This is a genomic window from Paraburkholderia sediminicola (assembly GCF_046027825.1).
In the GTDB taxonomy this organism is placed as follows: domain Bacteria; phylum Pseudomonadota; class Gammaproteobacteria; order Burkholderiales; family Burkholderiaceae; genus Paraburkholderia; species Paraburkholderia sediminicola_D.
In genome coordinates this window covers 1-21,203 of the sequence record NZ_JAQQDU010000086.1, presented here as the reverse complement: position 1 = coordinate 21,203, position 21,203 = coordinate 1, and the positions used below count along the sequence as shown (strand labels likewise).

21 protein-coding genes and 1 tRNA gene are annotated in these 21,203 nt (G+C 62.4%); 13 read left to right on the top strand and 9 right to left on the bottom strand.

Translation table 11 applies throughout. From position 1 onward, the window contains the following. Window positions 1–115: 115 nt before the first annotated feature. Window positions 116–994, top strand: a complete 879-nt coding sequence (locus PQQ96_RS32920; RefSeq protein WP_408300279.1) for a LysR family transcriptional regulator — start codon at window positions 116–118, stop codon at window positions 992–994. 109 nt (window positions 995–1,103) lie between these two features. On the opposite strand, the gene ilvD is transcribed toward PQQ96_RS32920, so the two are convergent. Next, window positions 1,104–2,966 (bottom strand): dihydroxy-acid dehydratase, encoded by a 1,863-nt coding sequence (gene ilvD / locus PQQ96_RS32915; protein ID WP_408300277.1) that lies wholly within the window; start codon window positions 2,964–2,966, stop codon window positions 1,104–1,106. A gap of 200 nt (window positions 2,967–3,166) precedes the next feature. On the opposite strand from ilvD, the gene ribBA reads away from it, so the two are divergent. The 4 genes from ribBA (at window position 3,167) to PQQ96_RS32895 (ending at window position 6,769) form a co-directional block, all read left to right on the top strand. Continuing rightward, window positions 3,167–4,303, top strand: a complete 1,137-nt coding sequence (gene ribBA, locus PQQ96_RS32910) for a bifunctional 3,4-dihydroxy-2-butanone-4-phosphate synthase/GTP cyclohydrolase II (protein ID WP_408300276.1) — start codon at window positions 3,167–3,169, stop codon at window positions 4,301–4,303. 50 nt (window positions 4,304–4,353) lie between these two features. Next, complete coding sequence (ribH, locus tag PQQ96_RS32905; RefSeq protein ID WP_006050161.1) at window positions 4,354–4,860, top strand: 6,7-dimethyl-8-ribityllumazine synthase; 507 nt, start codon at window positions 4,354–4,356, stop codon at window positions 4,858–4,860. Then, window positions 4,857–5,291, top strand: a complete 435-nt coding sequence (gene nusB, locus PQQ96_RS32900; RefSeq protein ID WP_169487292.1) for a transcription antitermination factor NusB — start codon at window positions 4,857–4,859, stop codon at window positions 5,289–5,291. The genes ribH and nusB overlap by 4 nt, the downstream gene beginning before the upstream one ends. 281 nt (window positions 5,292–5,572) lie before the next feature. Beyond that, window positions 5,573–6,769, top strand: a complete 1,197-nt coding sequence (locus PQQ96_RS32895) for a pyridoxal phosphate-dependent aminotransferase (protein WP_408300274.1) — start codon at window positions 5,573–5,575, stop codon at window positions 6,767–6,769. Window positions 6,770–6,960: 191 nt separating this feature from the next. Here PQQ96_RS32895 and PQQ96_RS32890 read toward each other — a convergent pair whose 3' ends face one another. Continuing rightward, on the bottom strand, window positions 6,961–8,133 hold the full coding sequence (locus PQQ96_RS32890) for a transglycosylase SLT domain-containing protein (RefSeq protein WP_408300272.1): 1,173 nt from the start codon (window positions 8,131–8,133) through the stop codon (window positions 6,961–6,963). A gap of 607 nt (window positions 8,134–8,740) precedes the next feature. Between PQQ96_RS32890 and PQQ96_RS32885 the strand changes: the two genes are divergently transcribed. Together PQQ96_RS32885 and PQQ96_RS32880 are read left to right on the top strand one after the other, a co-directional pair. After that, window positions 8,741–10,309 (top strand): UbiD family decarboxylase, encoded by a 1,569-nt coding sequence (locus PQQ96_RS32885; RefSeq protein ID WP_408300271.1) that lies wholly within the window; start codon window positions 8,741–8,743, stop codon window positions 10,307–10,309. A gap of 126 nt (window positions 10,310–10,435) precedes the next feature. After that, entirely contained in the window at window positions 10,436–11,113 is a 678-nt protein-coding gene (locus PQQ96_RS32880) for a LysE family translocator (RefSeq protein WP_408300269.1), read from the top strand. A 111-nt stretch (window positions 11,114–11,224) separates the two neighbouring features. On the opposite strand, the gene PQQ96_RS32875 is transcribed toward PQQ96_RS32880, so the two are convergent. The 3 genes from PQQ96_RS32875 to PQQ96_RS32865 all read right to left on the bottom strand — a co-directional run bounded on the left by PQQ96_RS32875 (window position 11,225) and on the right by PQQ96_RS32865 (window position 13,172). Then, window positions 11,225–12,190: a threo-3-hydroxy-L-aspartate ammonia-lyase gene (locus PQQ96_RS32875; protein ID WP_408300267.1), complete on the bottom strand. Its 966-nt coding sequence runs from the start codon at window positions 12,188–12,190 to the stop codon at window positions 11,225–11,227. 145 nt (window positions 12,191–12,335) lie between these two features. Beyond that, entirely contained in the window at window positions 12,336–12,647 is a 312-nt protein-coding gene (locus PQQ96_RS32870) for a hypothetical protein (RefSeq protein ID WP_201070683.1), read from the bottom strand. 363 nt (window positions 12,648–13,010) lie between these two features. Beyond that, complete coding sequence (locus PQQ96_RS32865; protein WP_408300265.1) at window positions 13,011–13,172, bottom strand: hypothetical protein; 162 nt, start codon at window positions 13,170–13,172, stop codon at window positions 13,011–13,013. A 241-nt stretch (window positions 13,173–13,413) separates the two neighbouring features. On the opposite strand from PQQ96_RS32865, the gene PQQ96_RS32860 reads away from it, so the two are divergent. The 4 genes from PQQ96_RS32860 to PQQ96_RS32845 all read left to right on the top strand — a co-directional run bounded on the left by PQQ96_RS32860 (window position 13,414) and on the right by PQQ96_RS32845 (window position 15,691). After that, window positions 13,414–14,352 (top strand): Rossmann-like and DUF2520 domain-containing protein, encoded by a 939-nt coding sequence (locus PQQ96_RS32860; protein WP_408300263.1) that lies wholly within the window; start codon window positions 13,414–13,416, stop codon window positions 14,350–14,352. 77 nt (window positions 14,353–14,429) lie between these two features. Then, a complete protein-coding gene (locus tag PQQ96_RS32855; RefSeq protein ID WP_121112413.1) occupies window positions 14,430–14,750 on the top strand; it encodes an EthD family reductase in 321 nt (106 codons plus the stop codon). 219 nt (window positions 14,751–14,969) lie between these two features. After that, on the top strand, window positions 14,970–15,533 hold the full coding sequence (locus PQQ96_RS32850; RefSeq protein WP_408300262.1) for a YggT family protein: 564 nt from the start codon (window positions 14,970–14,972) through the stop codon (window positions 15,531–15,533). An 84-nt stretch (window positions 15,534–15,617) separates the two neighbouring features. Next, window positions 15,618–15,691: transfer RNA gene (locus PQQ96_RS32845), tRNA-Gly, on the top strand. 314 nt (window positions 15,692–16,005) lie between these two features. On the opposite strand, the gene PQQ96_RS32840 is transcribed toward PQQ96_RS32845, so the two are convergent. After that, the gene (locus PQQ96_RS32840) at window positions 16,006–16,389 is read right to left on the bottom strand and encodes an aggregation-promoting factor C-terminal-like domain-containing protein (RefSeq protein ID WP_408300260.1); all 384 of its coding nucleotides are present in this window, start codon (window positions 16,387–16,389) and stop codon (window positions 16,006–16,008) included. A gap of 385 nt (window positions 16,390–16,774) precedes the next feature. On the opposite strand from PQQ96_RS32840, the gene trmB reads away from it, so the two are divergent. Continuing rightward, a complete protein-coding gene (trmB, locus tag PQQ96_RS32835) occupies window positions 16,775–17,563 on the top strand; it encodes a tRNA (guanosine(46)-N7)-methyltransferase TrmB (protein WP_408300258.1) in 789 nt (262 codons plus the stop codon). Between the two features lie 82 nt (window positions 17,564–17,645). Here the strand turns inward: trmB and PQQ96_RS32830 are convergent, their stop codons facing one another. The 3 genes from PQQ96_RS32830 to PQQ96_RS32820 form a co-directional block, all read right to left on the bottom strand. Next, entirely contained in the window at window positions 17,646–18,482 is an 837-nt protein-coding gene (locus tag PQQ96_RS32830; protein WP_408300256.1) for an undecaprenyl-diphosphate phosphatase, read from the bottom strand. A gap of 81 nt (window positions 18,483–18,563) precedes the next feature. Next, entirely contained in the window at window positions 18,564–19,157 is a 594-nt protein-coding gene (locus PQQ96_RS32825) for a DUF1439 domain-containing protein (RefSeq protein ID WP_408300254.1), read from the bottom strand. 89 nt (window positions 19,158–19,246) lie between these two features. Then, on the bottom strand, window positions 19,247–19,576 hold the full coding sequence (locus PQQ96_RS32820; protein ID WP_408300252.1) for a YkgJ family cysteine cluster protein: 330 nt from the start codon (window positions 19,574–19,576) through the stop codon (window positions 19,247–19,249). Window positions 19,577–19,796: 220 nt separating this feature from the next. On the opposite strand from PQQ96_RS32820, the gene hemN reads away from it, so the two are divergent. After that, the gene (gene hemN / locus PQQ96_RS32815) at window positions 19,797–21,182 is read left to right on the top strand and encodes an oxygen-independent coproporphyrinogen III oxidase (protein WP_408300251.1); all 1,386 of its coding nucleotides are present in this window, start codon (window positions 19,797–19,799) and stop codon (window positions 21,180–21,182) included. Window positions 21,183–21,203 lie beyond the last annotated feature (21 nt).

Genomic DNA, 21,203 nt, shown 5'->3' with positions numbered 1-21,203 from the left:
TTTTCTTGTCGCAAAGGAAAGATTTTTTTTCGTATCATGCGATCATGCAACGCACGGCAGCACTGGGAAAAGGCGCCGTTTACGCGCTTCCCGACAGCCTTTCAGGAGGTTTTGCATGAGTGAAATTCGTATGCTCCGGACGTTTCTGGCGATCGAGAAACACGGAACAATGGCAGCCGCAGCCGATCGCATGGCGCTCACGCACGCAGCGGTCGGTGCGCAGATGCGTACGCTGGAACGCGTGTGCCAGCGCCAGTTGTTCGACCGCAGCGGGCGGAGCATCCAGTTGAACGATGCCGGCCGCTCGATCATCGAGCAGGCGCGCACGGTGGTCGCCGCCTACGACTCGCTGCTGCGCGGCGTGGCCGACCAGCGCAGCTTCGAAGGTTCGATCACGATCGGCTCGACCGTTTCGTCGATGGGCTTTCTCGCGGCAAACGTGATCCGCCTGAAGGTGTCTTACCCTGGCCTGAACGTGCGCCTCACGCATGGCAGCACCCCGGACCTGGAGCGTCAGGTGCGTGCGGGAGAGATCGACGCGGCGGTGATCATCAGCGAGCCCAGGGCGACCACTCTGCCCGAATTATGGGAACGCCTGTACGACGAACCCCTTGTGCTGCTGGCCAATCCGGCGATTGCACCGGCCGACGTGCCGGTGGCCTCACTGCTCAAGCGCTTCCCGTTCATTGGCTTCGAAGCGACATCGCTCACCGGCGCACATGTCACCAGCCTGCTGCGCCGCTTGCACGTGGAGGTCAACCTGGTGCTGGAAATGAACTCGATTGCCGCGATTGCCGATCTGGTGCGGCAAAACGTAGGGGTCTCGATTGTGCCGCGCCTGCGGCATGCCGCGTGGGACGACGATCCGCTGTTGTACGTGAAGCCGATTCCTGGCACCACGTGGCGCCGGCATATTGGCTGGTACGAGTTTGGCCGGCAGCCGCTGGCAACCGCAATCGTCAAGAATCAGTTGCTGTCAGCGCTGGCGGCCTGACGATCCCTTAATATCAAAACAGATGCAAACGGGCGGCGTCCGTTGCGAACGCCGCCCGTCTTCACGGCCCGTGCTTCAAGGAGCCGGCCGGATACGCTTCAGTTCCGTCTCACTTGCGCTTCAATTGCGAGAGGTCTCGCACGGCGCCGCGGTCGGCGGAAGTCGCCAGCGCCGCATAGGCCTGCAACGCTTGCGACACCACGCGTTCACGATTCACCGGCATCCAGGCCTTGTCGCCACGTGCCTCCATGGCTTCGCGACGGCGTGCCAGTTCCTCGTCCGACACCACCAGGTGCATCTTGCGATTCGGAATGTCGATCTCGATCACATCGCCCTCTTCCACCAGACCGATCGTGCCGCCTTCGGCTGCTTCCGGCGACGCATGCCCGATCACCAGCCCTGACGAACCGCCGGAGAAGCGGCCATCGGTAAACAACGCGCAGTTCTTACCCAGGCCCTTGGATTTCAGATACGACGTGGGGTAAAGCATTTCCTGCATGCCGGGGCCGCCCTTGGGGCCTTCGTAACGGATCACGACCACGTCGCCCGCTACGACCTTGTCGCCCAGAATGGCTTCGACGGCGTCGTCCTGGCTCTCGAAGACGCGCGCGCGCCCGGAGAAGACCCATTGCGATTCGTCGACGCCCGCGGTCTTGACGATACAGCCCTTCTCCGCGAGGTTGCCGTAGAGCACGGCGAGACCGCCGTCTTTCGAATATGCGTTCTCCTTGCTGCGGATACAGCCGGTCTTGCGGTCGGTATCCAGCGCAGTGAAGGTGGCTTCCTGGCTGAACGCGACCGTGGTCGGAATGCCGCCCGGCGCCGCGCGGAAAAGTTTCTGCGCTTCTTCACCCGCGTCGCCTGCGACGTCCCACCTGGCGATCGCATTGCCCAGCGTGCCGCTATGCACGTTGCCACACGACAGGTCCAGCAGATCCGCGCGGGCCAGTTCGCCAAGAATGCCGGGAATGCCGCCGGCACGATGCACGTCTTCGATATGGAACTTGTCGGTGGCGGGCGCCACTTTGCACAGGCACGGCACCTTGCGCGAGATGCGATCGATGTCGGACATCGTGAAATCGACGCCGCCTTCCTGCGCGGCGGCCAGCAGGTGCAGCACGGTATTGGTCGAACCACCCATGGCGACGTCGAGCGCCATCGCGTTCTCGAACGCCTGCTTGCTGGCGATGCTGCGCGGCAGGACCGACGCGTCTTCTTCCTGATAGTAGCGGCCGCACAGGTCCACCACGAGACGGCCGGCCTGTTCGAACAGGCCCTTACGCCATGCATGCGTGGCGACGATCGTGCCGTTGCCGGGCAGCGCCAGGCCGATCGCTTCGGTCAGGCAGTTCATCGAGTTTGCCGTGAACATACCCGAGCACGAACCGCACGTCGGGCAGGCGCTGCGCTCGATTTCCGCCACTTCGGCGTCGCTGACCCTGGAGTCGCCTGCCTTGATCATCGCGTCGATCAGGTCGATCTTGGCGATCACCTGGCCGTCCGTCGGCGATTTGACCTTGCCCGCTTCCATCGGACCGCCGGAAACGAACACGACGGGGATGTTCAGGCGCATGGCGGCCATCAGCATGCCCGGGGTGATCTTGTCGCAATTGGAAATGCAGACCATGGCGTCGGCGCAGTGCGCGTTGACCATGTACTCCACCGAGTCGGCGATCAGCTCGCGCGACGGCAGCGAATAGAGCATGCCGCCGTGGCCCATGGCGATACCGTCGTCCACCGCGATGGTGTTGAATTCCTTGGCCACACCGCCCGCCGCTTCGATTTCCTTCGCGACCAGCGCACCCAGATCGCGCAAATGCACATGGCCCGGCACGAACTGGGTGAACGAGTTCACCACCGCGATAATCGGCTTGCCGAAATCGTCGTCTTTCATTCCGGTAGCGCGCCACAGGGCGCGGGCGCCGGCCATGTTGCGGCCATGAGTCGATGTGCGTGAGCGATAGTGCGGCATGATCTGTCTCGAACGTTTAGCGGGAAAATTGTTGTCTGGAAGCGGCCCTCGCGGGCGCGACGAATTATAGCAACGTCGCCCTGTCAAACCTCCACCAGGCAGGCCAACCGCCTGGCCAAACGGCCTATGCCATCCGGCGCAGGCGACGTGGGCGCGCGCGTGGCGTAAAATACGCGCTTTCTTCGAAAAACTCCGCCAACATGACGCTCGCCTCCACTCAAGAGATCATTGCCGAACTGAAAGCAGGCCGGATGGTGATCCTCGTCGACGAAGAAGATCGCGAAAACGAGGGCGACCTCGTGATCGCCGCCGAATTCGTCACACCGGAAGCGATCAACTTCATGGCCCGCTATGGCCGCGGCCTGATCTGCCTGACGCTCACGCAGGAACGCTGCAAGCTGCTGAACCTGCCGCTGATGACCTATCGCAACGGCACGCAGTACGGCACGGCGTTCACCGTCAGCATCGAAGCCGCTGAAGGCGTCACCACGGGCATTTCGGCAGCCGACCGCGCCCGCACCATCGCCACGGCGGTCGCGGCGGACGCCAAAGCCGAGCACATCGTGCAGCCGGGCCACGTGTTCCCGATCATGGCGCAGCCTGGCGGCGTGCTGGTGCGCGCAGGCCACACCGAGGCCGGCTGCGACTTCACCGCGCTGGCAGGCCTCACGCCGGCCGCGGTGATCTGCGAAGTCATCAAGGACGACGGCACGATGGCGCGCCTGCCGGACCTGATGGAATTCGCCAAAGAGCACGATCTGAAAATCGGCACCATCGCGGATCTGATTCATTACCGCAGCCAGACCGAATCGATCGTCGAGCGCATTTGCGAGCGCACCATGCAAACCGCGCACGGCGCGTTTCGCGCGGTCATGTATCTCGACCAGCCGAGCAACCAGCCGCACATCGCGCTGGTCCGCGGCACGCCGAACCCGGAGCAGGACACGCCGGTGCGCGTGCACGAGCCGCTTTCAATGCTGGATCTGCTCGAAGTCGGCAAGTCGACGCACTCATGGACGCTGGATGCGGCCATGAAAGAGATCGCCCAGCGCGACCTCGGTGTGATCGTGCTGCTGAACTGCGGCGATTCGAAGGATCATCTGGTCGACGTTTTCAAGGCGTTCGACTCGAAAGAGAAGGCCGAGGCGCTCAAACGCCGGCCGGTCGACTTCAAGACCTACGGCATCGGCGCGCAGATCCTGCGTGAGCTGGGTGTCGGCAAGATGCAGGTGTTGTCGAACCCCCGTAAGCTGGGCAGCATGTCGGGCTACGGCCTCGAAGTCACTGGCTTCGTCCCCATGCCGGGCAGCGCCGCACAGGCTCCGCAACAAGGCTGATCCGACCATTCACGCGCTTAAGCGCCCACTCAAAACACTACGGAATTCACATGGAAATCGGACAATACCAACCGAATCTCGACGGCGACGGACTGCGTATCGGCATCGTCCAGGCGCGTTTTAACGAACCCGTCTGCAACGGTCTCGCAGATTCGTGCATCGAAGAGCTCGAACGCCTCGGCGTGACCGGCGAAGACGTGCTGCTGGTCACCGTGCCGGGCGCGCTGGAAATCCCGCTGGCGCTGCAAAAGCTCGCCGAAAGCGCGCAATTCGACGCACTGATCGCGCTGGGCGCGGTGATTCGCGGCGAGACGTACCACTTCGAACTGGTGTCGAACGAAAGCGGCGCGGGCATCACGCGTATCGGCCTCGACTTCGGCATTCCGGTCGCGAACGCCGTGCTGACCACGGAAAACGACGAGCAAGCCGTCGCGCGTATGACCGAGAAGGGTCGTGACGCAGCACGCGTGGCCGTCGAAATGGCGAACCTCGCCGTCGCGCTCGAACAACTCGGCGGTGACGACGAGGAAGAAGACGAAGAAGAGGAAGAAGCATGAAGAGCGCACGCCGACGCTCCCGCGAACTGGCCACGCAGGGGCTTTACCAGTGGCTGCTGTCGGGTTCGCCCGGCGGTGAAATCGACGCGCAGCTGCGCGGCGCGCAAGGTTTCGACAAGGCCGACCACGAACATCTGGACGCCATCCTGCACGGCGTGATCCGCGATTCGGAAGCACTTTCCGCGGACATCGCACCGTGCCTCGACCGCCCGATCGAGCAGCTTTCGCCGGTCGAACGCGCCGTGCTGCTGGTCGCCGCGTTCGAGTTGAAGAATCACGTCGATATCCCCTATCGCGTGGTCATCAACGAAGCGGTCGAACTCGCCAAGACGTTTGGCGGCGCGGACGGCTACAAGTACGTGAACGGTGTGCTGGACAAGCTGTCGGCACAACTGCGCGCTGCTGAAACGCAGGCAGCTCGCAAACATTGAGCGTTTGGGGGGCGTAACCTGGTCATGCGCTTTGCGATAAACGTTGACCTGGCGGGCGCCGGCCTGTGAAGTGCGGTGCCACCGGAACGCCGACCGCTGGTTCCGGTGACGGCTGGTTCCGGTGACGGCTGGTTTCGGTGGCCAACGGATCGCCAGCCGGTTGTACGCCTGGCTACATGCGCTAACCCCATACTGCTGATCGCTTGCAAGGACAGCGCTGCGCGCATGAACCTATACGCGCAGCGCTGTCCCGCTTTTGCTTCTGAACTGGATTTGATCGTATGAACTCCGTGACCGAACCCTTGGTGCGGCTTGCTGCCCGCGTCGACGCCATCCAGCCTTTTTATGTGATGGAACTGGCCAAGGAAGCCGCGCTGCTCGAGCGCGACGGGCGCGACATCATTCACATGGGAATCGGCGAACCCGATTTCACCGCCCCCGAGCCGGTCATCGAAGCGGCCGCGAGCGCCCTGCGCCGCGGCGTCACGCAATACACCAATGCGCTCGGCCTGCACGCGTTGCGCGAGGCGATCTCGGCGCATTACGCCGAGGCCTACGGCGTGAACGTCGATCCGGCGCGGATCGTCGTCACCGCAGGCGCGTCTGCCGCGCTGCTGCTGGCTTGCGCGGCGCTGGTCGATCGCGACGATGAAGTGCTGATGCCGGACCCGTGCTACCCGTGCAACCGTCATTTCGTGATCGCGGCTGAAGGCAAGCCGGTGATGGTACCGAGCGGGCCGGCCGAACGCTTTCAGTTGACCGCCGCCGACGTCGAGCGCCTGTGGAACGAGCGCACGCGCGGGGTGCTGCTGGCATCGCCATCGAACCCGACCGGCACGTCGATCGAACCGGCTGAACTCGAGCGCATCGTCAAATCTGTACGGGCGCGTGGCGGCTTTACGATCGTCGACGAGATCTACCAGGGCCTGAGCTACGATGCCAAGCCTGTCTCGGCGCTCTCGTTCGGTGACGACGTCATCACAGTCAATAGCTTCTCGAAGTACTTCAATATGACCGGCTGGCGTTTGGGCTGGCTGGTGGTGCCGCCCGGCATGGTCGGCGCCTTCGAAAAGCTCGCGCAGAACCTGTTTATCTGCGCGTCGGCGCTCGCGCAGCATGCAGCGCTGGCCTGCTTCGAACCGGAAACGATCGCCATCTATGAAGCGCGCCGCCTTGAATTCAAGCGCCGCCGCGACTTCATTGCGCCGGCGCTCGAATCGCTGGGCTTCTCGGTGCCCGTGATGCCTGACGGCGCGTTCTATGTGTACGCCGATTGCCGCACGGTCGCGCATCAGGCGGCCGGAGACAGCGCGGCGCTGACCAAAGCGATGCTGCACGAAGCGGGCGTGGTGCTGGTGCCGGGTATGGACTTCGGCACGCACGCGCCGAAGGACTACATCCGGCTATCGTATGCCACCGCCCTGCCGAAGCTGGAAGAAGCGGTGGACCGGCTGGCGAAGCTCTTCGGAAGGCATTGACCGAACAGGCATAAGCGGCTGTGACTTGAGCCCCCAAACGGCCCGGCGTGGCGGATTGCAATGCCCGTTACGCAGACCTCACAGCCGCGCAGGCCACCGCAAGTGCCAGCCACATAAGCAAAAAGGACACCCCGGGGTGTCCTTTTTTGTACCTGCCGCTCTCACGCCAGGCGAACTGAGTTACATCAACCTCAAGCGCCCAGCTCCGAGGCCGATGCCACATGCTTGGTGGCATTGGAACTGGCGTCGTCCTGATCGGACACCGGCGTCTTCACCGGCGCTGCCGCGCTCAGCGGATGACCGCCGTCCAGCGTCATCTGCACGCGCTTGCCGTTAGTCGACGCAGCCGGCGCCGTATTCGACGCCGTCGTCAGAACCGGCGCCTGCGGTGCATTGATCGGCACCTTGCGGCCACGCGCCACATCGCGCAGACGGCCACGCTCGGCCATCACCTTGGCGCCGTAGCCGCCGTCGTCCTGCGAGGTCGAGCCGACATAGAGACGCAAACCGCCCGGCAGCGAACCGCCGCGCGCGATGCAATCCTTCAGCACCAGCGCACCCACCTTGATGTTCGCCACCGGTTCGAGCGCAGCGCTCTGGCCACCGAAATACTGGAATTTGTCCGAGTGAACCTTGGACATGACCTGCATCAGGCCCTGTGCGCCCACACCGCTCTCGGCGTACGGGTTGAAGCCCGACTCAATTGCCATCACGGACAGCAGGAGAAGCGGGTCGAGACCAACTTCGCGCCCGGTGTCGAACGCTGCCTTCACGAGCTCGCTAACGGGCTCCTGAGCGACGCGATAGCGCCGCGCCAGGTACGACGAGACCAGATCCTGCTCGCGGGCCGAGACCAGCACACGATCGTCACGCGCGTCGGCCGAGACGCGCTGCGCCGGGATCAGCCGCGCCAGTGCGGACACGCTCTGCATGGTGCGCGGGTCGAGGCCGTTCAGCGCCGCCACGCCCATACCGGATGTGCCGGTGCCGTCGAAGGCACCGTCGTAGCTGGTATTGCTGACGGTGGCGGGGTTGTTCGCACCGCCAGCGGCGTCGCTACTGGTCGAATTCGCGGACAGCGCCTCGTCAGAGGAGGACGCGCCAGGCGGCCCGAAAGCCGGCAGCGGGTTGCCCTGCAGCAGACGGGCGGGACCGGCCTGCACAGCGGCGGAAATGACAGGCATCAGCTTGGCGGCAAGGGTGCCGCGCAAAGCTGGCATCAGCCACAGCGTGACTGCCAGCACAACAGCGATACCGCCGACGATGCTGAACAGGTGATGACTCATTCGCGTCCCGCGACGCAACGCACCACGCACAACTTGCGCGATACGCTCATCGGGACGCCACGATAACCAGGCGTTCATTCAGATCTCCCATGTTGCATGATCCGCGAACTCCGCCAGTTGAACAGGCGGTAACACACGTTCGCAGAGTCAAGACATCGCGCGCTCTGTCTGGTTAGGGCAGCAGCGACGTCGGGAAAACGGCATATACCGTTTGTGGGGAGCCATCTTGAAAAGAGGCCCGCGGCATGCCAAAAAACATGCAAGCGGAGGCTCCCACGCGAAAAACCAGCGTCAACAGGCGCTGGCAAGAACTTCAGTAAGACCGTCAGATACCGTGCAGGGGGTCGGTAAGCGGTGACGCGTTGCGTCTGAAGGGACCGGGGGCGGTGGTAAAAAGGTTCACGCCCTGCAACCAATGTGGACGGATTCTATGCAGGGTTTTATAGATCGTCAACACTATAAATAAGCAAATCTATAACTAATTGTAATAATGAACAGTGTTCAGTCCGCCGAAAACCGCGCGGCGCGCGCTTCTTGAGCTATCTCAATTACGCCTTCCAAAGTTGGCCGTTGGACCAATCTACGTGCGCCCGCCAACACAGGTAAAATCGACAATTGTTTTGGCCCCGCGAAACCCCGCGGCGCCCTTCCTTTTTGCCGCTTGCGCGGCTCTCTACCGCACCAGATGAAATACAAAGACCTGCGCGATTTCGTCGGCCGTCTCGAAACGATCGGTGAACTGCGCCGCATCTCGCAAAACGTCTCGCCCGTCCTGGAAATGACCGAACTATGCGACCGCGTGCTGCGCGCGGGCGGTCCGGCGTTATTGTTTGAGAGCCAGCAGCAGCACGCGTTTCCGGTGCTCGGTAACCTGTTCGGCACACCGCGCCGCGTCGCGCTCGGCATGGGGATCGACGCACAACCAGGTGAAGGCGATGGCGCCGCGCTGGAGTCGCTGCGCGACGTCGGCCGCCTGCTCTCCGCTTTGAAGGAACCGGAGCCGCCCAAGGGGCTCAAGGACGCAGGAAAACTGTTCTCGCTCGCGAAGGCGGTTTGGGACATGGCGCCCAAAACGGTGAGCGCCCCACCCTGCCAGGAAATCGTCTGGGAGGGCAACGATGTCGACCTCGGAAAGCTGCCGATTCAGACCTGCTGGCCGGGCGATGCGGGCCCGCTGATCACATGGGGTCTGACCGTCACAAAAGGCCCGAATAAGAGCCGACAAAATTTAGGCATATATCGCCAGCAACTGATCGGGCGTAACAAACTCATCATGCGATGGCTCGCCCATCGCGGCGGCGCACTCGATTTCCGCGAGTTCGCGCTGCAGAATCCGGGCAAACCGTACCCCGTGGCCGTAGTGCTGGGCGCCGACCCGGCGACCATCCTCGGTGCAGTCACGCCGGTCCCCGATACGCTCTCCGAATACCAGTTCGCCGGACTGCTGCGCGGCGGCCGCACCGAACTCGCGAAGTGCATCACGCCGGGCGTGGACGGCTTGCAGGTGCCCGCGCGCGCGGAGATCGTTCTGGAAGGCTTCATCTATCCGCAGGAAGGCACGCCCTCGCCCGCCCCCGCAGGTGCGCCGCCACGTCCGGCCAAGGGCGCGTCGGCGGCTTACGAACATGCGCTGGAAGGTCCCTATGGCGACCACACCGGCTATTACAACGAGCAGGAGTGGTTTCCCGTCTTCACGGTCGAGCGCATCACGATGCGGCGCGACGCGATCTATCACTCCACCTACACCGGCAAACCGCCCGATGAGCCGGCCGTGCTCGGCGTCGCGCTCAACGAAGTGTTCGTGCCGCTGTTGCAGAAGCAGTTCACCGAGATCACCGATTTCTATCTGCCGCCCGAAGGATGCAGCTACCGGATGGCGATCGTGCAGATGAAGAAGAGCTACCCCGGTCACGCCAAGCGCGTGATGTTCGGCGTGTGGAGCTTCCTGCGGCAATTTATGTATACGAAGTTCATCGTCGTGGTTGACGAGGACGTGAATATCCGCGACTGGAAAGAAGTGATCTGGGCCATCACCACGCGTATCGATCCTGCGCGTGACACGGTGCTGGTCGATCGCACGCCGATCGACTATCTGGATTTCGCCTCGCCGGTGGCCGGTCTCGGATCGAAGATGGGACTCGACGCGACCAACAAATGGCCCGGCGAAACCGATCGCGAATGGGGCCGCCCAATCGAGATGGACAAGGCGGTCAAACAGCGCATCGACACCTTGTGGAATGAGTTGGGACTGTAAAAACAGCCCTCGAATCACGCCCTGGAATTTTTAGGATTCTGTCGGCATCGAAGCGATCCCGTTACCTGCCGGATCTCTCGCGCGCGAACAAGTCTGAATAACAAAACTGATGGAGCGGTTGCGCGGATGCATGCCTTTTCAATGATGTCGGATGGATTTTTTCTGTCGCTGTCGTTGTGCCTGGATATCGGTCTCGTCAACGTCGCGATGATTTCGCTGACGCTGTCGCACGGCTTCAAACCGGGCTTCTGGTTGGGGCTCGGTTCCTGTATCGGCGATCTGATTTACGCGGCGCTCGCGCTCGCGGGAATGGCTGCGTTGCTGCAGTTCGAATCGGTGCGCTGGGTCGTGTGGATCGGCGGTGCGGCCATCCTGCTGTTTCTCACGTGGAAGATGGCGCGTGAAGCGCTGTTCCCCGCATCGGCGCCGGCCGTTGCCGGAGAAGCGGACGCCAAAGCCCCGCATCTTTCTCCGTTGCGCGGTTTCTTGCGCGGCGTACTGCTGGCGATGTCGTCGCCTTCAGCGATTCTGTGGTTCGCCGCCGTCGGCGGCGCGCTAATCGCGAAAGCCGGCGCCACCAGTGTGACGACGGCGCCGGTGTTCCTCGGCGGCTTCTTCCTGGGTGGCTTGTGCTGGACGATCTTTATCTGCGGACTCGGCAGCCACGGACGCAAACGCGCCGGCACCGGCTTGCTGCGCGCGTGTCACGTGTTGTCGGCACTGCTGTTCGCGTACTTCTCGTACAGCGTGATCGTGAACGGGTATCACGATCTGATCGTGCAGACCGCTCAGGTGGCAAGCTAGAAAAAACGGCTCGCGCTGGCGAGCCGTCTTCGATCTATTTCAATGCGCACAGCGCGGCGTAAAAGCGATCAAGCAACGCCAAGCAACGCCAAGCAACGATCAAGCACCCTATCAGGCGAGATACTGCGCCAGCTTCGCCAGATCGACGTTGCCGCCACTCACCACCACACCTACGCGCTTACCCTTCACCGGCACGATGCCGTTGAGCACGGCAGCCGCGGCGAGGCAACCCGTCGGCTCGACCACGATCTTCATACGTTGCGCAAAGAAGCGCATGGTCTCGATCAACTGCTCGTCGCTAACCGTTTCGATTTGCGCGACCAGTTTCTGGATGATGGCGAACGTGTAGTCGCCGAGATGCGTGGAAGCAGCGCCGTCGGCAATCGTTCGCGGCGTATCGATATGCACGATCTCGCCGCGCGCGAGCGATTGCTGGCCGTCGTTACCGGCTTCGGGCTCGATGCCGATCACGGTGCACGCCGGGCTCAATGCCGCCGCCGACAATGCGCTGCCGCCAATCAGCCCACCGCCGCCTAGGCAAACGAACAGCATGTCGAGCGGGCCGGTTTCTTCGATCAACTCCTTCACCGCCGTGCCCTGCCCCGCGACCACGTGCGGATGGTCGTACGGCGGAATCAGCGTCATGCCGCGCTCTTCAGCGAGCCGCCGGCCGATCTCTTCGCGATTCTCGGTGTAGCGGTCGTAGCTGATCACTTCACCGCCATAGCCCTTGGTCGCCGCGACTTTGGCGGCGGGCGCATCGTGCGGCATGATGATCGTCGCGTGAATCCCTGCAAGGCGCGCCGATAGCGCGATCGCTTGCGCGTGGTTACCCGACGAGTACGTCAGCACACCCGCTTTGCGCTGCTCCGCGTTGAAGTGCGAAATCGCGTTGTAGGCGCCGCGAAACTTGAAGGCGCCCATGCGCTGAAAATTTTCGCACTTGAAGAACACCGACGCGCCCGTGCGCTCGTTGAACGTGCTCGAGGTCAGAACAGGGGTACGGTGGGCGACGCCTTCAAGACGCGCAGCGGCGTCGAGTACGTCGTCGAAAGTGGGAGCGGGAAGCGCTTGCATCGGCGAAACTCTCCAGAGCGGTGGCGAAATAGCCATTCTCCCAGCTTCGCCTGTGCTTTGGTATGCCGCAGTAAAAACACAAACGGCGTAACCCGGCGATCAAGCCGGCGTTACGCCGTCGACACGTCCCGTGTGTTTCTTGCGATTAGCGGCGATAGTAGCCGTGACCGTAGTAACCGCCGTGATAACCGCGGTAATAGCCGTGGTGATAATAAGGACGGCCATAGCCACCGTAATACCCGCCCACCACGACTGCCGGCGGCGCGTAATAGCCCGGTGCATACACCACCGGCGGAGGCGGCGGCGCGTAATAGACCGGCGGCGGCGCGGCATAAACCGGGTACGCCGGTGCGACTGGAATGCCAATACCGATACCGACGGAGACATGCGCTTCTGCAGCAGTAGCGAACCCCACGCCGAGTGCGGCGGCAACGACAAACGGAACGATCTTTTTCACTTTTATTCTCCTGGCGCGGCCCACTAAGGTCGCCGACTTCGCATGCGTTGCATGCTATGAAATCAATGTATCGAAAAAGACCGCGCCGAGATGTTCGCATTTGTTGCAAATTGCAATTGGCGGCAATGGGTGGGAATTTGCGTCGGCGGCTCGCCATTCGGACATGCTGCGCAACCGGCTGAGAACTAAGGGTTTGCTAGCAGTCGAGCGGCGGCGAATCTGCTGCTTTGCGGGTCTTGCGGCTTCGGGCCCTCACTTGTCAGTAATCTTTGATTACAAATTAGCTTCAATCCTGACGGCTCAAATAAAAAATGCCCGGCGCAATCGCGCCGGGCATCTCTTACTCGTGAGCAGACGGTGTTTTCAGCCTACCTTCACATAGGCGAATTCTCGGGACACGTTGGGCGGGACATACGCGCCGCTGATACACACGCGTGGCGTCAGACGCTTCTTCTGATCCCACCAGCGACGGCGCTGCGAGTGCGTCAGGAACCGCAAGTGCTTTCGGTAAGAAAATATATTCATCGTTACCTCCCGAATCTGACTGCGAGACGAAAAACCCGGAACAGCGACTGCCAAACCAACCCAAGAAGAAATTGTGAGCAGTTTTCGGACCCGCGGGGCGCGCGCGACCGGATGACTGACCGGAGGCGCCATATCGCGCGCGCACTGATCAGAGGAATGCCGGCGCGAGGACACGCCACTGCCAGACGGATGCGCGATACTTCTGCTTTCTCGTTCAAGTATCCGTCTGGAGCAGGCAACCATGTCCCAGCCCTCTCTGCCGCGCCTCGGCTTCATCGGTGCGGGCCGGCTCGCGCGCTGTCTCGCGCTGAGCTTTTCACGCGCCGGCTATCCCGTCACGGCGGTGGCGAGCCGCACGGCAGCCTCGGCCAGCCGGCTCGCCAGTCAAATCGAGTATTGCGCGGCATTCGACGATCCACAACAGGTCGTCGACGCCGCCGACATCGTCTTTTTAGCCGTTCCCGACGACAGTATCGGTACGTCAGCGCACACTCTGCGGTTCGCGGCAGACGCGGCAAGCGGCCCACACGGCAAAGCGCTCGTGCATTGCAGCGGCGCCTCGCCGGTCGAATTGCTGGCCCCGGCACGCGACCAGGGCGCCTCGATCGGCGGCTTTCACCCACTGTACCTCTTTAGCGGCGATCTCGCCGATCTCGACCGGATCGCCGGTTGCTCGGTGACGATCGAGGCCGACGGCGCGCTCAAAGACGCGCTGACGGCGCTGGCCGTCGCCCTGCGCTGCCATCCGCTGTCGATTCCGGCGGGCGGCCGCATGCTGTACCACGCCGCTGCCCATTACGCCGCCAGCTTCGCGCTGTGCAGCCTCGCCGAGTGCGTCGCCCTATGGCGCACGTTGGGTTTCGCCGAAGACGACGCGCTGCGCGCGCTGCTGCCCATGCTCTCCGGGACCATCGAAACCGCCCGCGACAAAGGTCTGCCCAACGCGCTCGCCGGCCCCGTGTCACGTGGCGATACGGGCGTTGTGGAAAAGCAGTTGGCGTTGCTGGAAGGCCTTGGCGGCGACCACGCCGCGTTGTACGGTTTGCTGTCGCGGCGCGCGGTCGGACTGGCCGAACGCCGCGCCAAACCACCCGCTGCGATCGAGGCGATTGCCGAGGCGGTGGAAGAATCGCTCAACCGATCGCTGAATCAGGCCGCAGCAGGTGCAAGCGTCAAGTAAGCCGTGATAATGTGACGTCCGGCGCCGCGCGCAATCCGCCAGCGCCGCGCTTCGGGACCAACAGACGAGAACGCACAATGATCAAGGTCAGCATCCTTTATCCGTACCGGGAAAACGGCCACTTCGACGTGGACTATTACTGCGTCACGCACATGCCGCTCGCGGCGAAGCTGTTCGGGCCGTCGCTGAAAGGCTGGTCGGTCGACGTCGGCATCAACGCCGGGCCGCCGGGAACGCCGCCGCCGTATGTCGCCGCAGGTCACTTCCTGTTCGAGAGCGCGGACGACTTCTACAAGGTCTTCAAGCCGGCTTCGGAGCAGTTGGTTGCCGACATCCCGAACTACACCGACGGCGGCAACGGCACGATTCTGATCAGCGAAATCAAGATTTCCGTGTGACATCCCGTGGCCGGGTTCGGCCTGGCCGGCATGCCGTTCGCCGACTAGACTGACTCGAGCATCTGGAAATTGATCCACCGCGTCCCCATTTGTGACGCGTCATGCGCCCTCCCGCGGGAACGGCGCTGGCAATCCAAATAAACCCGCCGGCGCACCGATCGGTCCGTGCCGGCACCCGCGGCCGGTCGACGGCCGCCATCCGAAGGATAAGGACACGAGATGTTTGGCGATATCGCCCGCTTTCTACTCAATACCGTCTTTACGCTGTTCGGCGCCGCGTTGCTGCTGCGCGCATGGCTGCAGGTCGTGCGTTTGCCGCCGTACAACCCCGTCTCGAACGCCGTGCTGCAAGCCACCAACTGGATCGTCCTGCCGTTGCGGCACATCCTGCACAGCACGCGCAACATCGACTGGGCGAGTCTTGTCGGCGCCCTGATTGCGGCCATCATTTATGTGGTGCTGATGGTGGTGCTCACAGGCGCCGATCCGCTCACGCTCGTGCCGACCCTGCTGATTGTCGCCGTGCTGACGGTCATCAAGTGGGCGCTGAATCTGATCATCTGGATGACGATCCTGATGGCGCTGCTGTCGTGGCTCAATCCGCGCTCGGCAGCCATGCCGATTCTGTACCAGCTGACTGCGCCGTTTCTGAATCCGCTGCGCCGCGTGGTGCCGCAACTCGGCGGCATCGACCTCTCGCCGATTCTGCTGTTCGTGATCGTGCAGGTGCTGCTGATGGTGGTGACGCGTGCGGCTGTTCAGTTGACCTACTTCGTGATCTGAACGGCGCTGCGCGCGCCTTTTGGCAAGGGCGGTGGCAGCGCGATTTGCGCTAACCGCCCCTTCCCGAGTAGAATCATGCGCTCTGCGGGCGTCGTATAATGGTAATACCCTAGCTTCCCAAGCTAGAGCCGTGGGTTCGATTCCCATCGCCCGCTCCAGATTCTTTTCAGCCCGCCTGACGATTGATCAGGCGGCTTTGCGAAAGGATCTGAATCTGCCGTATTTCCCGCTAGCCAAACTCTCCCAGCCTGTCATCCGAGAAGTCGCCACGACGACGCTTTGAGCCCGCGCGGTGCCAACACGCCATGTGCGCGAGCCGCCACTAGTTCTTCGCAGCCTTCTCAACCGCCTTGACCAGCGAGTCATTCACCGCGAAGTCTTCAAAGCGCGGCACACCGGCATCAGCAGCTTGCGCGACGCTCATTCAGCACATGGCCGAGACGAAGCCCATCAGCAGAAACTTTTGCAATTCTCAGCACCAGTGATTTGCTTCCCATACCAGACGCGCTGATGCAGCGGTGTGATACCGCCCGAGAATATAGCGAATCCCGCCCTGACATTCTTCAACGGCGTTACCGAACGATTTTTCGCCATTCGGATTCAATTCATATTGAGGCCGCAACAACTGATAAAGCCCGCGTGCGGACGACTTCCCAGTACGCACGTCCACCACGCCGCTCGACTCCTGCGCCATGAGCCACAATAAATCGTTGAATTGCGTGAGCGGAACGCCTTCAATGCCCATGGCTTTGCGAAGTGCATTCTGGGAGGTAGTCGGAACCGCAGTTGGATCGATAGCGACCCAATCCGTTTTGGCGGCTTTTGCCTGGCGATGATTGTGTGCGTGTTTGCCCATAGTGGATTTTCGTTTTGATAATCGTTGCAACGGGATGGCTTACAGCGCGATTAAATCATACGAATGGCAATCACGGTTATGAGAATGTAATCTTGGTGGCGGTTTCAGGCCCCCTCCAGGCCTGCCACCGTCTGGACGCACCCTTTTCGGGTGTGCTACCTTACGCGCACTCGTAATGCCCGCTCCACCTTCCTGCTGAGCCGTCAGCAGAACCCCGCACGAGCCGCCTCCCATGAAGGCGGCTTTTTTGTAGTGGCAGCGGCCATGCATGGCGATTCGAGCGAACCGCGCCTGCGAACTACGGCCCGTGCCGCGCAAGCGCAAACGGCGCCTCGCAGCACGCCATGCAAGCCGCCACGCCCTCACCCTTGTAGCCGTATCGACAATGATCCACGACCCAAACGACGCCGGCCTGCCGGACGAACTTCCGCCGGTTTCCAACGATGCCGAAGACCAATCGGCCGATACCGGCCCCGACGCCCCGCAAGAAGAAGCCTTGCATCGACGCCGCATCCGTAGCTTTGTCACGCGTGCGGGTCGCGTATCGACCGGCCAGCGCCGCGCGATGGACGAACTCGGTCCGCGTTTCGTCGTGCCGTTCACCCCGCAGCAACCCGACTGGAATAGCGTGTTCGGCCGTACCGCGCCGCGTGTGCTGGAAATCGGCTTCGGGATGGGTGCGACCACCGCCGAGATCGCCTCGCACCGCCCCGATGACGACTTCCTCGGCGTCGAGGTGCACGAGCCGGGCGTAGGCGCGCTGTTGAAGCTGATGGGCGAGCAGGAGCTATCGAACATCCGCATCATTCAGCACGACGCGGTTGAAGTCCTCGAACAGATGATCGCGCCAGACAGCCTCGACGGCGTTCACATCTTCTTTCCGGACCCTTGGCACAAGGCGCGCCACCACAAGCGCCGCCTGATCCAGCCGAAGTTCGTCGCGTTGCTGGTTTCGCGTCTGAAGCCGGGCGCCTATCTGCATTGCGCGACCGACTGGCAGAACTACGCCGAGCAGATGCTTGAAGTGCTAGGTGCCGATCCCGCGCTGGACAATACCGCCGACGGCTACGCACCGCGTCCCGAATATCGTCCTGTGACGAAGTTCGAGCGCCGTGGGCTACGGCTCGGGCATGGGGTGTGGGATCTGGTGTTCAGGAAGCGCGTCGCGACGTAAAACTGCGCTGCAACTCGCTCGCCATAAGACAAAGGTCCGCAAACGCGGACCTTTTTTCATGATTCGGACGACAAGCGCAGACTCAGTCCGTCCAGCTCAACGCACCGCTATAACCCACCAGCAGGATCAACAGACCGAACCCAATCCGGTACCACGCGAACACGGTGAAATCGTGCGCGGAGATATAGCGCAGCAGCCAGCGCACGCAGGCGAAGGCGCTGATAAAGGCTGCCACGAAGCCAAGCGCGAAACTGCTCAGCGCGTCGACAGACAGTAAATGCCAGTCTTTATAGAGCTCGTAAGCCGTCGCGCCGAAAATGATCGGAATCGCGAGGAAGAAGGAAAACTCCGTAGCGACACGCCGTTCGAGGCCAACCAGCATCCCGCCGATGATCGTCGAACCCGAGCGCGACATGCCCGGTATCAGCGCGAAACATTGAGCAAGGCCGACTTTCAAGGCATCCAGCGGGCTCAAGTCGTCAACGTGCTGAACGCGCGCCGTCGCGTCGCCTCGCGCGCGCTGGCGCGCTTCCGCCCACAGGATCACCACCCCACCCGCCACCAGCGCGAACGCGACTGGCACCGGCGAAAACAGGGCCGCCTTGATAGCCTTTTCGAACAGCAAGCCGAGCACGACCGCCGGAATGGTCGCGATGATCACGTTCAGCGTAAAACGCCTTGCGTCGGGCCGGCTGGGCAAGCCGACCACCACACTGCCAATGCGGCGGCGAAACTCCCAGCACACGGCCAGAATCGCGCCGAGCTGGATCACGACATCAAAGGTTTTCGCGTGGTCATCCGTGAAATTGAGCAGGCTGCCCGCGACGATCAAATGGCCGGTGCTCGACACCGGCAAGAACTCCGTCAACCCTTCGACGACGCCCAGAATCAGCGCCTTGCAAGCCATTAGCCAGTCCATCCGTGACCCTCATCGCTGTAGTTATTCGAAACGAACAGGGTCAGCACGGTGCGCGCGCGGCCCAGCCGGCCGCGCGCGTCGTCATTTCTCGACGATTTGTACGCGTATGCCGTTTGTAAGGATTGTGATTGTACCGGGTTCATAATTCACGCCGGCAAATTGCAACTGTTCGGGCTTGAAGGTGTAGATCGGATAGTTGGTCAGCAACTGCGTGGCGAGCACGGCCGCCGCGGCGTTGATCTGCTGCGTGTAAGCCTGCGCCTGGCCGCTTACGCTGACGTTGTCGACGTTCGGCGACTTCAACACGACCGACTTGCTGGCGGCGTCGTAGGCCAGTTCGCTCGACAGGGTGAATACACCGTCGACTGGTTGCTGCATGAACGGGCTCACGAGCCGCGCATCGAGCTTCACCGAGACGCGGTTCGCGTCCGGCAGGAAGCCGACCACCGGATTGGTCAGCGCGACCTCGAACACTTGCGAAACCGTGCGCAGATATGGGAATTTACGCTGCACCGCCTCCTGCACCTGCTGCTGCGAGAACGTGTAGTGCGAAGGAATGAACGGAAAAGTGGACGTCGCGCAGGCCGCCAGCGACACGGTGATGCCTAGCGCGGTAGTGCCTGTCAGCGCGGCAAGCAGGAAGCGGCGCCGGGTCGGCGCTGCGGGTCGAGTCATGCGAAATCTCCTGTGGAAGCCTTGTCGAACATGCGGTTACGTTGGGCTGTTTGCCCGGGTGGATGACGTGGCGGAATCGTTCATGCGCGCTATTGGCGCACCGCCGGTTGCGGTTGGGTCTGCGTTTCAAGCTCGGTGAGCCACGCGAGCGCTTCGCCGCGGCTTGAGCCGCACATTTCCGCCTGCGGTTGCAGACCGGAGCAGCACGCCGGCCGCTCTGGCTGGCCGAAGATCGCGCAGCGCAGATCGTCGCCAAGTTGCACGCAGCGCACGCCCGCCGGCTTGCCATCCGGCATACCGGGGATCGGACTCGAAATCGACGGCGCGATACAGCACGCGCCGCAATCGGGGCGGCACGCATGACCGGCCACATTGAACGGGGACTCGCGCTTCACAACGCGGTTCGGCACATCACTCACGACATTTTTCCTGAACTCGAAAACAGACAACGCAACACCAGACCCGCATTGTGCCATCGCATCCCGTGCGACCTTTTTACACAATCCGGCAGCGGGTCGCTCACGTAAACTTGACGCATACGAAAGGCCACGCTCAAGAGGCGTCTGCGCTGTTCGATCCGGTCCCGAGAATCCGCCGGCTCGTGCCTCTTCAATGGTGGCTGTCAAACCCGAGCGCCCCATGACCACCGCCAACACGCTATTCCGCCCCGACCTGCTCGCCAAGTACAACGCAAACGGTCCACGGTATACGTCCTATCCAACCGCCCTGCAGTTCCGCGACGCGTTCGATCCCGCCGACTATTTGCGCGCCGCCGCCGATCCTGGCGCTTACGCCACCGATCTCTCGCTGTACTTCCACATCCCGTTTTGCGACACCGCGTGCTTCTACTGCGGTTGCAACAAGGTCGGCACGAAAAACCGCGCGCACGCGCGTCCCTATGTCGAGCGCCTGAAGCGCGAAATGGCCCTGCAGGCGGCGTGTTTCGACACGCGGCGCCCCGTGTCGCAATTGCATTGGGGCGGCGGCACGCCCACGTTCCTGTCGCACGATGAAATGGCGGAACTGATGGCCGCAGCGCGCGAACACTTCACGTTGCTGCCCGACATCGACGGCGAATATTCCATCGAAGTCGATCCGCGCGAAGCCTCGCCCGAGACCATTGCGCATCTGCGCACGCTCGGCTTCAACCGGCTCAGTCTCGGTGTGCAGGATTTCGATCCGTTAGTGCAGCGGGCGATCAATCGCATTCAGCCGCTCGATATGACCGTGTCGGTGATGCAAGCCGCACGTAGCACAGGGTTCCACTCGATCGGCCTCGATCTGATTTACGGGCTGCCGCATCAAACGGTCGATAGCTTCAGCCGCACGCTCGACACGATGATCGAGCTCGCGCCCGATCGTCTTTCGGTGTTCGCGTATGCGCATATGCCGCAGCTCTTCAAGATGCAACGGCAGATGGACGAGGCCACGCTGCCCTCGCCTGCCGTGCGCCTCGCGATAATGCAACGGGTGGTCGAGCGGCTCACGGGCGCGGGGTATGTCTACATCGGCATGGATCACTTCGCGTTGCCCACCGACGAACTCGCGCGCGCGCAAGCACAGCGCACGTTGCATCGGAACTTCCAGGGGTACAGCACGCGGGCGGAATGCGATCTGATCGGCTTCGGCGCGTCGTCGATCGGCAAAATCGGCGACGTGTACGCGCAGAACATCAAGGACCTGCCCGGCTATGCCGCTGCAATCGATGCGGGCAAGCTCGCGATCACACGCGGCGTGCGCCTCACCGCGGATGACCGTCTGCGTCGCGATGTGATCACGCAATTGATGTGCAATCTGGAACTGCGCTTCGATGAATTCGAAGCCGCATACGGCATCCGCTTTGCCAATACCTTCGAGCCGGAACTGGAGCGCTTGCGCGACTTCGAGCAGGACGGGCTGGTGTCGGTGAGTGGCCGCAAGCTCGAAGTGCAGATGGCCGGGCGCATGCTCGTGCGTAACATCGCGATGGTGTTCGACCGCTATCTCGGCCAGCAGACGCTTGAACGTTTTTCACGCACGGTTTGATGGCTGAGCAGGAGAAGAAGG